This is a genomic window from Streptomyces sp. NPDC004111 (genome assembly GCF_042874215.1).
GTDB lineage: Bacteria > Actinomycetota > Actinomycetes > Streptomycetales > Streptomycetaceae > Streptomyces.
On sequence record NZ_JBIAMU010000021.1, the window covers coordinates 19,518 to 33,737 of the forward strand.

The 14,220-nt window shown below is 74.9% G+C and carries 13 protein-coding genes; 9 read left to right on the forward strand and 4 right to left on the reverse strand.

Going from position 1 to position 14,220, the window contains the following annotated elements; all coding sequences use genetic code 11:
* Nucleotides 1-13 precede the first annotated feature (13 nt).
* Nucleotides 14-490, forward strand: coding sequence for an RDD family protein (locus ACFYVL_RS34040; RefSeq protein ID WP_389251861.1), 477 nt, complete (start codon nucleotides 14-16; stop codon nucleotides 488-490).
* 436 nt (nucleotides 491-926) lie between these two features.
* On the forward strand, nucleotides 927-1,736 hold the full coding sequence (locus ACFYVL_RS34045; RefSeq protein WP_389251863.1) for a DUF2637 domain-containing protein: 810 nt from the start codon (nucleotides 927-929) through the stop codon (nucleotides 1,734-1,736).
* Nucleotides 1,737-1,763: 27 nt separating this feature from the next.
* Here ACFYVL_RS34045 and ACFYVL_RS34050 read toward each other — a convergent pair whose 3' ends face one another.
* The 4 genes from ACFYVL_RS34050 to ACFYVL_RS34065 all read right to left on the reverse strand — a co-directional run bounded on the left by ACFYVL_RS34050 (nucleotide 1,764) and on the right by ACFYVL_RS34065 (nucleotide 5,284).
* On the reverse strand, nucleotides 1,764-2,204 hold the full coding sequence (locus ACFYVL_RS34050) for a hypothetical protein (RefSeq protein ID WP_389251865.1): 441 nt from the start codon (nucleotides 2,202-2,204) through the stop codon (nucleotides 1,764-1,766).
* Nucleotides 2,205-2,350: 146 nt separating this feature from the next.
* On the reverse strand, nucleotides 2,351-3,196 hold the full coding sequence (gene ppk2 / locus ACFYVL_RS34055; protein WP_389251867.1) for a polyphosphate kinase 2: 846 nt from the start codon (nucleotides 3,194-3,196) through the stop codon (nucleotides 2,351-2,353).
* A 101-nt stretch (nucleotides 3,197-3,297) separates the two neighbouring features.
* On the reverse strand, nucleotides 3,298-4,305 hold the full coding sequence (locus ACFYVL_RS34060) for a universal stress protein (RefSeq protein WP_389251869.1): 1,008 nt from the start codon (nucleotides 4,303-4,305) through the stop codon (nucleotides 3,298-3,300).
* Nucleotides 4,306-4,405: 100 nt separating this feature from the next.
* Nucleotides 4,406-5,284, reverse strand: a complete 879-nt coding sequence (locus tag ACFYVL_RS34065) for a universal stress protein (protein WP_389251871.1) — start codon at nucleotides 5,282-5,284, stop codon at nucleotides 4,406-4,408.
* A 172-nt stretch (nucleotides 5,285-5,456) separates the two neighbouring features.
* Here ACFYVL_RS34065 and ACFYVL_RS34070 point away from each other — a divergent pair, with 172 nt between their 5' ends.
* The 7 genes from ACFYVL_RS34070 (at nucleotide 5,457) to ACFYVL_RS34100 (ending at nucleotide 13,931) form a co-directional block, all read left to right on the forward strand.
* Nucleotides 5,457-6,092, forward strand: coding sequence for a hydrogenase maturation protease (locus ACFYVL_RS34070; protein WP_389251873.1), 636 nt, complete (start codon nucleotides 5,457-5,459; stop codon nucleotides 6,090-6,092).
* On the forward strand, nucleotides 6,089-8,812 hold the full coding sequence (gene hypF, locus ACFYVL_RS34075; RefSeq protein WP_389251875.1) for a carbamoyltransferase HypF: 2,724 nt from the start codon (nucleotides 6,089-6,091) through the stop codon (nucleotides 8,810-8,812). Before ACFYVL_RS34070 ends, hypF begins: the two co-directional genes overlap by 4 nt.
* A gap of 5 nt (nucleotides 8,813-8,817) precedes the next feature.
* The gene (locus ACFYVL_RS34080; RefSeq protein WP_389251878.1) at nucleotides 8,818-9,189 is read left to right on the forward strand and encodes a HypC/HybG/HupF family hydrogenase formation chaperone; all 372 of its coding nucleotides are present in this window, start codon (nucleotides 8,818-8,820) and stop codon (nucleotides 9,187-9,189) included.
* Entirely contained in the window at nucleotides 9,186-11,876 is a 2,691-nt protein-coding gene (locus tag ACFYVL_RS34085) for a GNAT family N-acetyltransferase (protein ID WP_389251880.1), read from the forward strand. Before ACFYVL_RS34080 ends, ACFYVL_RS34085 begins: the two co-directional genes overlap by 4 nt.
* Nucleotides 11,877-12,062: 186 nt before the next feature.
* Complete coding sequence (locus ACFYVL_RS34090; RefSeq protein WP_389251882.1) at nucleotides 12,063-12,794, forward strand: CBS domain-containing protein; 732 nt, start codon at nucleotides 12,063-12,065, stop codon at nucleotides 12,792-12,794.
* 16 nt (nucleotides 12,795-12,810) lie between these two features.
* Nucleotides 12,811-13,338: a flavodoxin domain-containing protein gene (locus tag ACFYVL_RS34095; protein ID WP_389251884.1), complete on the forward strand. Its 528-nt coding sequence runs from the start codon at nucleotides 12,811-12,813 to the stop codon at nucleotides 13,336-13,338.
* On the forward strand, nucleotides 13,335-13,931 hold the full coding sequence (locus tag ACFYVL_RS34100) for a hypothetical protein (protein WP_389251886.1): 597 nt from the start codon (nucleotides 13,335-13,337) through the stop codon (nucleotides 13,929-13,931). The genes ACFYVL_RS34095 and ACFYVL_RS34100 overlap by 4 nt, the downstream gene beginning before the upstream one ends.
* Nucleotides 13,932-14,220 lie beyond the last annotated feature (289 nt).

The following is a 14,220-nucleotide window of genomic DNA, read 5'->3' on the forward strand; positions in this document are numbered from 1 at the left end:
ACGAAGAGGTGCCATGAGCACGACCGCGTTCACCCGCGAACCGCACACCGACGACGAGCGCACCCGCGTCGTGGTGCGGCGAGGACTCCAGTGGTACGTGGACGGGGTCCTGAGCGCGCTGCTCCTGCTGCCGCCACTGGCGCTGTTCCTGCTGCTGCCCACCGACGAGGACGGCGCCACCCTCCGTCCGGCCTGGGCGCTGGTGCTCTTCGCCGTCTGGGGGCTGCTCTCCCTGCTGGTCTACGTCTGGTACTGGGTGGTCCGGCCCGCCCGGACCGGCCGGACCTGGGGGATGTCGCTGTTCGGGCTGCGCGTGGTGCGGCTGGACGGCCGGCCGCTCACGTACGGGGGCAGCTTCCTGCGTGCCGTCCTGCTGGTGGTCGACGGCATGTGCGCCGGACTGGTCGGGCTGGTCGCGATGCTGGTGACGCCCCGGCGCCAGCGGCTCGGCGACCTGGCTGCCGGGACCGTGGTGATCCGCGACCGGTAGCCGGGTGGCTGCCGACTCGGGTGACGGCTCCGGCCGGCCTCCGGGGCGCCCCGTCGGCCGTGGGATCCCGTGCTTGTCGGGCAATCGTTCTTATCGGCGTCGCGGGTAACCCTTTCGGGCCGCCGCATCCCCCGAATGCAGTACATCACTTCTCGCGCGGTGCTCGTTAGGTGGGTGTGACAGAGCAAGAACAACTTGAAGAAACGATCCTCCCGTCCGCAGTCGGCGACCGTGTGTCGACTGCGGACGGGTCGCGTCGTCGGCCCCGTGCCCTCGCGGGTCCGCACGGCGGGTCTCCGAACACGACCGGCGGCTTCGGGGTGGGATTTCCGGCGGGGGTTTACGGGGGATCCGGCGGCATCGCCGCAGGTCCATCGCCGTACGGGTCTCGTGCTCTCCACGAAATTTTCTGACGGAGCGCACGGAGAGACTTCCTATGGACAGGTTCGACCACGACGGCTACTTCTCCACGCAGCCCTATGTGCCGCGGGCGGGGGAGGAGCCGCTGGGCCCGTACGACAGCGTGCCCATTCCGGCGCAGCAGACCTGGGAGAGCGCGCCGCGCACCGTGGTGCTGGACGGCTGGGACCCGGACGAGGAACTGGCCGCGATGACGACAGCGGCACCGGGCCGGCCGTCCCCGGGAAGCCGGCGGCCCGTTGCTCCGGCTCCGCAGCCCACGTCGCCGCACCCGCGGACCACGTCGCCGTACGAACAGTCCCCGGCGCCGCGTCAGCAGTCCCCTTCCGACACCCCGGACGGGCCGCACGTGAGGGTCGACCGCCGCCGGCCGCGACGGCGGCCCGGCTTCCTGGCCGGCCGTGGCGTCGCCCAGGCCAAGATCCTCATCGTCGCGATCTGCGTCTGCGCGGCGTGCCTGCTGCTGTGGTCGATCGCCTACACCTACGGGCAGCTCCGCGCCGTCGCCGAGGGCATGCTGCCCGACGCGGTGGCGCTGTGGTGGCCGCTGGCGGTGTACGGACCGTGGTTCCTCGCGGCACTCTCCATCGCGCGGGCCACCATGCAGCACCGGCGCGCGCTCCGCTCCTGGGCGGTGCTCCTCACGGCGTCGGCGGTGGCGGTGGCCCTGTGCGTCGGCCACTCCTCGCACTCGCTGATGGCCTTCGTGATGTTCGGGATTCCGCCGGTCACCGCACTGGTGTGCTTCTGGGAGCTGATCGGTCAGGTGCCCAACAAGCGCTGGACCCGGCGGGGTGCGCACGCGCCGCGGAACCCCAGGGGGTAAGGAGTCCCGAAGCGGCGGCGGTTGCGGTCAGGTGCAGTTGCGGACCTTCCACACGGGGGTCCAGTTGAAGTGGCCGCCGGTGCTGACCGGCACCGACTTCAGTGTCTGGCCGTGGTGGTCGTAGAACTCCGCGGTCGCACGGCCACCGGTCTGGTGGTTGTGGTAGGTGCCCTTCTTCTTCCAGTGCGCCAGGGAATAGGTCCGGCACTTGTAGAGGAAGAAGGTCTTCCAGAGCTTCTTCGTCGGGTCCCACACATGGAGGCACAGGTTGCCGGTCCGGCAGTACGCGCCCGTGCTGCTGGTGGTGTGCTTGTACGGTGCCGCCGGTGAGATGGTCGGGGCGACAGCGGCGGCGTGCTGGGCGTCCTGTGCCGGCGGGGGCAGCTGAGCGGCGTTCGCGCCGGGCGCCAGGGCTCCCGCCGCGAGTCCCGCCGCGGCCACGATTCCCAGGATCGGTCGCTTGGTCATGGATCCGTACCTCCGATTCCGCTGCTGGCGATTGTGCGAGGTTACGCATCTCATGCCCGAATGGTCCGGTTCCTGGTGCCCGGTGTGCGTGTCGCGCGGCGCGGCGCCGCGGGTGGCCCCCGAGGTCCGTGCGGGGTCCGCGGGGCTCAACTCCGCAGTGAGCGCGCGTGGTCGGGGACGTGGTGCTGCAGATCCCGCGGCGGCCTCTGGTACCCGGTGCCGGGCGGGCGCCTCGGCAGCCGCAGCGCGGGGGCCGACACGGCGTCGTAGGGGACCGTGGACAGCAGGTGGGCGATCATGTTGAGGCGGGCCGCGCGCTTGTCGTCGCTCGCGACGACGTACCAGGGCGCCTCAACGATGTCCGTGTGCACGAACATCTCGTCCTTCGCCCGCGAATACGCCTCCCACCTGCTGATCGACTCCATGTCCATGGAGGAGAGCTTCCACCGCCGGGTCGGGTCCGCCAGCCGTCGGCGGAAGCGTTCCTCCTGCACGGGATCGCTCACCGAGAACCAGTACTTGCGCAGCAGGATGCCGTCCTCGACCAGCATGCGTTCGAAGGCCGGGCACTGACGCAGGAACAACTGGTGCTCCTGCGGGGTGCAGAAGCCCATCACGTGCTCCACCCCGGCCCGGTTGTACCAGCTGCGGTCGAACAGGACGATCTCCCCGCGCGCGGGCAGATGCGCGATGTAGCGCTGGAAGTACCACTGCCCGCGCTCGCGTTCCGTGGGCGCGGGCAGGGCGACGACGCGTGCGGCGCGCGGATTGAGGTGCTCGGCGACCCGTTTCACGGTGCCGCCCTTGCCCGCCGCGTCGCGGCCCTCGAACACGACCACCAGCCGGGCGCCCGTGCCGCGCGTCCACTCCTGGAGGACCACGAGCTGCGTCTGGAGGCGGTAGAGCTCGGCCTCGTAGACACCCCGCGGCACCTCGGACGTCTCCCTCTTCCTTCTGCCGGTGTCGTGCTCGCCGTGCTTGTCGGCCGGCATCGTGACTCCCTCACAGTCGCCCTCGGCCGTCGTGCACGGGTGGCCGTCGTGCACGGATTCCCTTTGTACGTCCCGTGGCCCCGGGACTTGCGGCGGCCGTCTCACGCGTGCGGTACGACCACCACCGGGCGCGGCACATGGTGGATCACCGAGTGCGCGGTGGCCCCGAGACGCGGTCCGGCCTCGGCGGAGCGGCCGATCACCAGCAGCCCCGCGCCCGCCGAGGCCTTCAGCAGGTGGTGCCCGGCCCGGCCGTGCACCACCCTCGGCACGACCTCCGTACCGGGGAACTTGTGCTGCCAGGGCGTGAGTACGGCCGCGAGCCTGCGCAGCTTCTCCTCGCCCTGGTCCGGCACGCCCCGGGCGGGCAGCCGGGGCGGCGCGGACAGGGTCCAGGTGTGCACCACGTGCAGCGCCGTGCGGCGGGCCGCCGCCGCCCCGAACGCGTACTCCAGCAACTCGTCGCAGGGCCGGCCGATGTCGAGGCCGAGGAGGACGGGCCGGAACGGCGCGTCGGCCGCACCCTCCCGTTCGTCCTCGGGCTGCTCCCCGGCCCGTACGAGAGCGACCGGGCAGGCGGCGACGGCGGCGACGGCCAGGGCCACCGACCCGACCATGAGCCCGGTCAGGGCGCTGTTCCCGCGCGAGCCGACGACGAGGAGCTCCGACGACTCCGCCGTCCCGGCGAGCGTTTCCACCGGGTCCCCGGTGAGCTGCTCCTCGATGATGCCGAGCGCGGGATGGGCGTACGACAGATGCAGGGCGGCGTGATCGACGAGTGCGCTGTTGCGCAGTACGGCGCTGCCGTTCGGCCTGGGCGGGGGCTCGACGTGCACCAGGTGCAGGGACAGCCGGCGCAGCAGCGCCTCACGGGCCGCCCAGTCGGCGGCGTCCAGGCTCTCCGGCGAACCGTCGATGCCGGCCGTGACGGTCCGGACATCCGGAATGCTCTGTTCGTCCGGGGCGGCACGTGCGTTCGGGGCGACCTGTGCGACGGGAGGTTTCCGCGCGGCGGGGTCGGGTTGTGTGGCCGGGTCGGGTTGTGCGGCGGGGTCGGGTTGTCCGGCGGGGTTGGGCTGAGCTTGGGGAACGGGCTGTCCGTCGGGCATGGAACTCACCTCCGGGGTGGCGGGCGGGCGGGCTGGCGGAAGCGGAAGCGGGTGCGTCCGGGACCGGGCCGGTGCGGGGCGCCGGCCGTCGGCCCCGTACTCAGTCGTGCGGAACGACGGCCACCGGGCAGGCGGCGTGGTGCAGCACGCCGTGGTTGACGGGCCCGAGCTGCATACCGAGGTGCCCCTTGCGCCGCCGGGCGCCGATCACCAGCAGATCGGCCGTACGGGCCGCGCCCAGCAGCACCGACCGTGCGGGCCCTTCGACGACTTCGCGCCGGACCGTGACGTCGGCGAACTCCGGACGGGCCGTCACCGCCGCCTTCAGCGCAGCCGTGACGTCCTCGTCCGCCCGCTGCCGGTGGCCGTCCGGCGCGGTCCTCGGGTACTCGGGCACCTCGTGGGCGGGACAGCGCCACGCGTGGACGAGGAGTACCGCGGCCCGGTGCAGCAGCGCCTCGCGGAAGGCGAACTCCAGGACCGGCGCCGCGTCCTCCGGCGTGTCCATGCCGACCGCGACCGTGCGCGCGGACGGCATCTCCCTCTCCGGCCCGGCACCGCCGCGTACGACGACCACCGGGGTCACGGCCCGTGCGGCCACCGCCAGGCTCACCGACCCGAGCAGCAGTTCCGCCAGCTCGCCGTGACCCCGGCTGCCGGTCACGACCACGTCCGCCTCCTCGCCGAGCCGGACGAGGGCCTGTACCGGGTCGTCGGTCGGCACCGTGCTCGTCACCCGTACCCCGGGCCGCCTGCGCACCGCGCGTTCCACGGCGGTGGCGGCGACGTTGTCCGCGTACACCTGGAGGGCGGAGCGGCTGACGTCGAACGACGGCTCCAGGGACGCGTAGCGCTCCCAGCGGCAGGCGTGCACGACACACAGCGGGGCGCCGCGCACCGCCGCCTCGTCGACGGCCCAGTCCAGGGCGGCCAGGCTCGGCTCCGAGCCGTCCACGCCCACGAGCAGCTGTCGGTTCACCGTGACACCACCTTCCGGCGCGCTCCTCGGCGGAGGCGCTGCTGCGGACGGTTCCACGCGCGATTCCCGCACGGGGAGGGGACAACCGGCCCCACCAGGGGTCGTTCGGCCCCTGCCCCGCCCTCGGCGCGGCCCGCAGGGTGTGGGGACACCGCAGAGGGGGAGGGCCTCGATGAGCGCACGGCCGCGCATCGCCGTGATCGGCGTCGGGAACGAGTTCCGCAGGGACGACGGAGTGGGCCCGGCGGTAATCGCCCGGCTCCGGACCCGCTACGCGAAGCGCGGAGCGGGCCCGGACTTCGCGGGCGGCGTCGCCGACGAGGACGCGGCCTTCGCGGGCCGCACCACCCCAGCGGAACCGGACTTCGCCGTCTGCGACGGTGAACCGGCCCGGCTCATCGGGTTGTGGGAGGGGGCGGACCTCGCGTTCGTGGTGGACGCCGCGCACGCCCACCCCGCCGTTCCCGGACGGGTGCACCGGCTGGAACTCGACGCGGTGACTCCCGACCGCCCCTCCGGTACCAGTTCGCACGGCCTCGGGCTCGGTGAGGCGGTGGAACTCGCCCGCATCCTGGGCCGGTTGCCGTCCCGGCTGGTGGTGTACGCGGTGGAGGGCGGGGACACCGGCCACGGCCCCGGCCTGTCGCCAGCCGTCGCCTCGGCGGCCGTGACCGTCGCCCGGAGGATCGAGCACGAGGTCGAGGCCCGCGAACACCCGCAGCGCCCAGCCCCGCAGCGCCCGGTCCCGCCGCGCGCCGTCCCACCGCGCCCAGTCCCGCCGGGGCGCGGTGCAGGCGGTCGGCCATGACGGGGGCGCTGCCCACGGTCGTCCGCTTCGAGGTGTTCGGCACCGTGCAGGGCGTGGGCTACCGGCCCTTCGTGCACCGGCTCGCCACCGGTCTCGGGCTCGACGGCTGGGCCGCCAACACCGGCGGACACGTGGAGGGAGTGGTCGCCGGCGACACCTCGGCCGTCGAGGACTTCCTGGTGTCCCTGCGCACGGACGCACCGGCACTGGCCCGCGTACGGCGGGTGCGGCGGACGGCGGCGGAGACCGTGGAGCGTGGTCAACTCGCCAGGCCGGGAACGGGGTTCACCGTCCGGGGCAGCAGCGTGGGGCACCCGGGGTCGGCGGGGCCCCGGGAGATCCCGCCCGACGTCGCGACCTGCGAAGCGTGCCTGCGCGAACTCCTGGACCCCCGGGACCGCCGCCACCGCTACCCGTTCATCAGCTGCACCGACTGCGGGCCGCGCGCCACCGTGGTCGAGGACATGCCGTACGACCGCGTGCGTACGACCATGCGCCGCTTCCCGCTGTGCCCGCGCTGCGCCGCCGAGTACGCGGACCCAGCGGACCGACGCTTCCACGCCGAGTCACTCGCCTGCCCGGACTGCGGCCCGCAGTTGGCCTGGCACGCGCCGCACCCGCAGCGGGCCCTCGGACCGGACCGGGGGACGTACCCCGAGCGGGACCCCGAGCCGTTGCGTGACGTCCGGTCCGAGCGGGGCATTCTGGCCGAAGGGGATCTGCTGTCGTCGCGGGATGCCTCAACTGGGCACGCCCCCGGCCCCGGGTGCGTCCCCGTCCCCGAGCGCGCCGCCGATCCTGGGCGAGCCGCTGGCCAGGGGCACGTCCCCGGCCCCGAGCGTGCCGCCGTCCCCGAGCACGCCCCCAGTCCCGGGCTCGCCCCAACCCCCAAGCACGTCCCCAGCCCCGACCCCGAACGCGCCACCGGCCCCGCGCACCCCCCAGGCCCCGAGCGCACCCCCCGCCCAGCACACCTGTCCTCGGGGCCGCGCGACGCTCAACGCCTCTCCAGCCGAACCGTGTTGCGCGGTGAGTCTGCCCTTCGGGCTGCCGTTGAGGCGGTTCGGGGTGGGGGGATCGTGGCCGTGAAGGGGCTCGGGGGGTATCAGCTCGTCTGTGATGCCACCGACGCCGTCGCCGTCGCCGCTCTCCGGGAGCGCAAGCAGCGGCCCGTCAAGCCCTTCGCGGTCATGGTCGCCGACATCGCCGCGGCCCGGGAACTGGCCCGGGTCCCGGCCACCGGGCGGGCCGCCCTGGAGTCGCCGGTGCGCCCCGTCGTGCTGCTGCCCGCCCGCCGCACGGCAGTCGCGGCCGGGGTCCACCCCGGTACCCGCCGCATCGGGCTGTTCCTGCCGACCACCGGTCTGCACCACCTGCTCCTGCGCGCACTGGCCGGGCCTCTGGTCGTCACCAGCGGCAACCTCGCGGGCGGCCCGATCGTCGTCGACGACGAGGAGGCCCGCCGTGTGCTGGGGTCCGTCGCCGACGGCTTCCTCGTCCACGACCGGCCCATCCGCGCACGGTACGACGACTCGGTGGTCCAGCTCTCCGGCCGCCGCCCGTCCACCCTGCGCAGGGCACGCGGCCTGGCCCCCGTCGCCGTACCGCTGCCGGTTGCCGCCCGTACGGCGGTGGTGGCCGCCGGTGCCCAGCTCAAGCACACCTTCGCCCTCGCCACCGGAAACTGCGCCCAACTCTCCCCCCAGGGAGGCGATCTCGCGGACGCGGCGACCCTGGACGCGTTCGCCCGGAGCTACGCGCACCTCAGCCGGCTGACCGGATTCGTGCCCGCCGCCGTCGCCCACGACCTGCACCCCGGCTACCTCTCCACCCAGTGGGCGCACGCCCAACGGCTGCCCCGGGTGCCCGTCCAGCACCACCACGCCCATCTGGCCGCGTGCGCAGCCGAGCACGGGCTGCGCGGCCCGTTCACCGGCGTCGCCTACGACGGTCTCGGGCTCGGCGACGACGGCACCCTGTGGGGCGGCGAGATCCTGGTCGGCGACCTGACCGGCTGCCGACGGGCGGGCCGGTTCGCCACCGCACCGCTGCCCGGCGGCGAGGCCGCGGTACGCCACCCCTGGCGGATGGCCCTCGGCTACCTCTTCGCGCCGGAGGTACTGGGAGCGCCGCGCCCGTACTCCTGGCTGGTGCGCTCCTTCACCGCCCGGTTCGACCCCCGCGAGGTCGCCGTCGTGCGCACCCTCGCCGAGCGGGGCCTCAACTCCCCGCGGGCGTCCAGCGCGGGACGGCTCTTCGACGCGGTGGCGAGCCTGCTCGGCCTCGCCGACACCGTCGGCTACGAGGGCGAGGCCGCCGCAGCCCTGGAGAACGCCTCCGACGGCGCACGGGCCGAACCGCTCGCCCACCGGCTGGTGCGCGAACGCGGGCTGTGGGTGTACGACCCCGCCCCGACCCTCACCGACCTCCTGGAGCGGCAGCACGCCGGAGAAGCCGTGCCCCGGCTCGCCGCCGCCTTCCACCTGGCCGTCGCCGGGGCCACCGCCGACATGGTCGCCCGCGTCGTCGCGGCGGGCGCACCGCGCACCGTGTGCCTGGCGGGCGGCTGCTTCGCCAACCGCCGGCTGCTCGCCGAGACCCGCCGCCTGCTGCGTGCCCAGGGACTGCGGGTGCTGGTCGCACGGAGCGTCCCGGTCGGGGACGGCGGCATCAGCTACGGGCAGGCGGCGGTGGCCGCCGCCCGCCTCGCGAAGGAGTGAGCGGCATGTGCCTGGGCATCCCCGGCCGGGTGCGGGAGATCCACGACGAGAGCGGACTGCGCATGGCCACCGTCGACTTCGGCGGCATACGCAGGCCGGTGTGCCTGGCGTACACCCCGGACGCCCGGGTCGGCACGTACGTCGTGGTGCACGTCGGGTTCGCCATCACGGAGATCGACGAGACCGAGGCCGCCCGCACGCTGGCGGTGCTGCGCGCGATGGCCGGAGCGGTCGAGGCCGAACTGGGCGAACCCCTGCCCGGCCCGGCGGACGAGGGCCGTTCGGCCCACCGGCAGGCCCCCGTACAGCCCCTGTCACCGCACCCGCGCCCGCCGGACGCTCCCAGCACCGACCCGTCCACCGGAGGCCCCCGATGACGTCGCAGCGGCTCAGCACCCCGGCCCATGCCCTGCTCTCGGACGGTACGACCCTGTGCATCCGGCCGGTCCGCCCCGAGGACCTGCCCCAACTGCGCCTGCTGTACGAGGAGATGAGCCCCGAACACCTGCGGCTCAGGTTCTTCGCCGCGAGCCGCAGGTCCGCCGAGCAGGCCGCGGAGCGGGCCGCGACACCGGCCCGCGCCGGACACCTGGCGCTGCTGGCCGAGGTCCGGGGCAGGGCCGTGGGGCTCGCGGAGTACGAGTACACCGGCGAACCCGGCGCCGCCGAGATCTCCCTCGCGGTCGCCGAGGGCGAGCACCACCGGGGCATCGGCACCCTCCTGCTGGAGCACCTCGTCTCCGCCGCGCGGGCCGACCGGATCACCGTCTTCCACGCCGTCACGCTCGCCGAGAACCGCGAAGTGCGCGAAGTCTTCGCCGACCTCGGGCTCGCCGTCGCCCGCCGTCTCGACGGACCCGAACTGCACTGCACCATCCGCCTCGACGAGGACGACACCTATCTGTCCGCGGTGGAGGCCCGCGGGCGCGGAGCCGATGTCGCCAGTCTGGAACCGCTGCTGCGCCCGCACACGATCGCCGTGGTCGGCGCCGGCCGCAAACCCGGTTCGGTGGGCCGGGCGATCCTGCGCAACCTGCGCACCGGCGGCTTCCCCCGGTGGCTCTTCGCCGTCAACCCGTACGTCTCCTCCCTGCTCGGGGTGCCCGCCTTCCCCTCCGTCAGTTCGCTGCCGCGCGTCCCCGACCTGGCCGTCCTGGCGGTTCCGGCGGCCCAGGTGGTGCACGTCGCCGAGGAGTGCGGCAAGACCGGGGTGCGGGCACTGGTGGTGGTCACCGCCGGGGTCGCCACGGACCGGGCCACGGACCTGCTCGCCGTCTGCCGCACCTACGGGATGCGGCTGGTGGGCCCGAACTGCCTGGGCGTCGCCAACACCGACCGGGGCGTTTCCATGGACGCCACCTTCGCCGCCCGGCACCCCGGGCACGGCACCGTGGGCGTCGCCGTGCAGTCCGGCGGCGTCGGGATCGCCCTGCTGAGCGGCCTCGCCCGGCTCGGCCCGGGAACCTCCAGCTTCGTCTCGCTGGGCGACAAGTACGACGTCAGCGGCAACGACATGCTCCAGTGGTGGGAGTCCGACGGCCGCACCGACCTCGCCCTGCTGCACCTGGAGTCGTTCGGCAACCCGCGGGCCTTCTCCCGCACCGCGCGCCGGGTCACCCGGCGCGTCCCCGTACTCACCGTCGACGCGGGCCGCACCGAGACCGGCCGCCGGGCCGCCGCCTCGCACACCGCTGCGGCGGCCACCCGGACCGTCACCCGGCAGGCGCTGTTCACCCAGGCGGGCATCACCGCCACCCGCTCGGTGGGGGAACTCCTGGAGGCCACCGCCCTCCTGCACTCCCAGCCGCTGCCCGCCGGGGACCACGTCGCGATCGTCACCAACGCCGGCGGGGCGGGGGTCCTGGCCGCCGACGCCTGCGCCGAGGAGGGCCTGCGGGTGAACCCGTTCACCCCGGCCACCGCGGAGCGGCTGCTCGCCGGGCTGCCCCCGGACGCCACCGCCGTCAACCCGGTGGACACCACCGCCTCGGTCACCGAGCGGCAGCTGCGCGCCTGCGTCGACCGCCTCGTGGAGTGCCCCGGCACCGGCGCCGTCCTGGTCGTCCTGGTGCCCACCGCGGTCGCCGCCGCCACTGGCGACGACCTGTCCCGGGCCCTCACCCGCGCCCCGGGCCGCCGCTCCCGCACCGTCGCCGCGGTCCGGCTGGGCCAGGACCTGCCGGTCACCCTGCTGCCGTGCGCCGACGGGGGAGCCGTACCCTCCTTCGCCGACGCACGGGCCGCCGCCCGCGCCCTCGCCCACGCCGCCCGGCGCGCCGCCTGGCTGGCCCGGCCGCCCGGCACGGTGCCCGACCTCACCGAGGTGGACGCACCGCGCGCCCACGCGGCGGCCGAGGCGTGGCTGGCCGCGCACCCCGAGGGCGGCTGGCTGGAGCCGACCGCCTGCGCGGGCCTGCTGGACTGCTACGGCATCGCGCAACTCCCCTGGGCGTGGGCGGAGTCCGAGGACGAGGCGGTGCTGGCCGCGGAGCGGCTGCGCGGCGCCGACGGCCGGGTGGTGCTCAAGGCGCACTGGCCGGGCCTGCTGCACAAGAGCACCCAGCACGCCGTACTCCTCGACCTGCGGGGCGACAAGCAGGTGCGGTCCGCCTACCGGGACCTGGAGACCCGCTTCGAAGGGCTGCTGACGGGCGTGGTGGTCCAGCCGCTCGCCCCGCGCGGCACCGAACTCCTCGCCGGTGTCGTCCAGGACGAGGTGTTCGGCCCGCTGGTCCTCTTCGGGCTCGGCGGCAGTGCCACCGAGGTGCTGGCCGACCGGGCCGCCCGGCTGGCCCCGCTCACCGACGCCGACGTGCACGACCTGATCACCGAACCGCGGTGCGCCGCCCTGCTGTTCGGCGCGGAGGGCGCGGGACCCGTGGACCTGCCGGGGCTCGAACAGCTGCTGGCCCGGCTGTCCGCGATGGCCTGCGACCTCCCGCAGCTCGCCGAGGTCGACCTCAACCCGGTACTGGCGCGTCCGGACGGCGTCACCGCGCTGGACGCCCGGATCCGGCTGCTGCCGCGCCCCGTTCGCGACCCGTATCTGCGCAGGCTGCGCTGAACGGCCCACGACCCGGGCGGCGGCCCGCGCCGCCCGCGGCCCGTCGCACGGCACCGCCGACGCCGTGCGACGGGACCGGGCCCGTCCGGAGGGAGCCGGTCCGTGCGACGAGAGGCGGCCCGTGAGGACGGGAGCCGGTACGCCGGGAGACCGGGCCCGCCGCGAGAGACACCGGAGGAGAACGCCATGAAGCACAGCAAGATCGGGTCCGTGATGACCACCGACGTCGTCACCGCCCGGCTCGGCACCCCGTTCAAGGAAGTGGCCCGGCTGCTGGCCGAACACCGCGTCAGCGGGCTGCCCGTCGTCGACGCGGACGACCACGTCGTCGGCGTCGTTTCGGAGACCGACCTGCTGGCCCACGAGGCGGAGGCAGCCGCCCCGCACCGGCCGACGCGCCGCGTCCATCTGCCCCGCCTCACCCGCGCCGGGCGCGCCGCGGAGCACAAGGCGGTGGCCCGTACCGCACGGGAACTGATGTCCGCACCGCCCGTGTGCGTGCACGCCGAGGTCACCATCGCCGAAGGGGCCCGCACCATGGTCCGGCACTCCGTCGAGCGCCTCCCCGTGGTCGACGACGAGGACCGCCTCGTCGGCATCGTCACCCGCCGGGACCTGCTCCAGGTCTTCCTGCGGCCCGACGCCGCGATCCGCGGCGAAGTGATCGAGGAGGTGCTGGTGCGCACCCTCTGGCTGCCCGGCCCGTCCGTGCACGTCCACGTCGCCGACGGAGTCGTGACCCTGGAGGGCCAGCTGGAGCGGCTCAGCGAGATCCCGATCGCCGTGCACATGACCCGCGAGATCGACGGGGTGGTCGCCGTCGTCGACAAGCTCACCTACCGCACGGACGACTCCCACCTGCGGCCCACCGAACAGGCACTGCGGGGCGTGGCCGACGACTGGCTGCGCAAACTCTGAGAAGGGACGGCCCACCATGACGATCAAGGTGCTCGTCGCCTACGCGACGAAGAACGGTTCCACGGAGGAGATCGCCCGCACCGTCGCCCGGACCCTGGACAAGGAGGGCTGCGCGGCCGACCTGCGCGCGGCGGCCCAGGCCGGTGACGTACGGGGATACGACGCCGTCGTGCTCGGCAGCGCGCTGTACGCCGGACGCTGGCTCACGGACGCCCGCCGGTTCGCGAACCGGCAGCGCAAAGCGCTCGCCGCCCGCCCGGTGTGGCTGTTCAGCAGCGGCCCGCTCGACTCCGGCGCGAGCGAACGGGACATTCCGCCGGTACGCGCCGCGCGCCGCATCCGCCAGCGGGTCGACGCGCGGGGCCACGTCACCTTCGGGGGCCGGCTCACCAGCGAGGCCAAGGGCCGGATGGCCCGGATGATCGTGAACTCCGGGAAGGGCGGCGACTTCCGCGACTTCGACGCGATCACGGCCTGGGCCCGGGACATCGCAGCCGAGCTGCACCGCCTGCACGGGGTGGTCCGGGAGGACTCCGGACCATGAGCGCGCCGACCCGGCCCGGGGACCGGCGCACGGGGTGGCGGTGGCGGCGCAACCCGCTGCGCCGCCCCTGCGACACCGTCGAGGCGTGGGCCCGGCTGGTGCTGCTGACGGTGGTGTTCCTCTGGGTGCCACTGGCCGGCGCGCTGTGCGGGGCGGCCACGTACGACGCCGCCGCGACGGAGGCCGCGCGGCAGCGCGCCGCCCTGCACGTCGTACGGGCCACCGTCGTCCGCAGCGACCCCGCCCCGACCGCCGCCTACGGGTCGGGCCAGACCCGGCACCCGGTCACCGTGCGGTGGAGGGGACCCGACGGCGCGCAGCGCGTCGCCGTGGTGCGGACGAGGACCGACACGCCCGTCGGCAGCCGGACGGACGTCTGGCTCGACGCGGCCGAGCGGGCGGTCACCGGCCCGCCGAGCGGCGTCGAACTGGGCACCGCGGCCGTGGCCGTCGGCTCGGTGACGGCGATCGGGGGCTGGCTGACGGCCGCGGGGCTCTGGTGCGCGGTGCGCGCCTCGGCGCACCGGCGGCGGCTGGCGGAGTGGGAGCGGGACTGGGCCAGGACCGAACCGCGGTGGAGCGGGCGGGCCTGAACAGAGGGGGGCTTGTCCGGCTCCGTCGGTGGCAGAGCGTCGCCCCGACAAGGAGCCGTGACGAGGACCCGACGAGGAGCCCCCTGCAAGGACCCGACGAGGACCCGACAAGGAGCCCCGACGAGGAACGGAGCGCCCCCGGCGGGGACCAACGCGCCCCCGACGGGGGCCGGTCGGCCCCTGCCCGCACCCCGCCCCGCCCACCGAACCTGGAACGTGAACAGGACGCCGGGCCACGACCCCGACCCCCAGCGCCGCGGCACCCGGACGACCACGGCCATGTCACCCC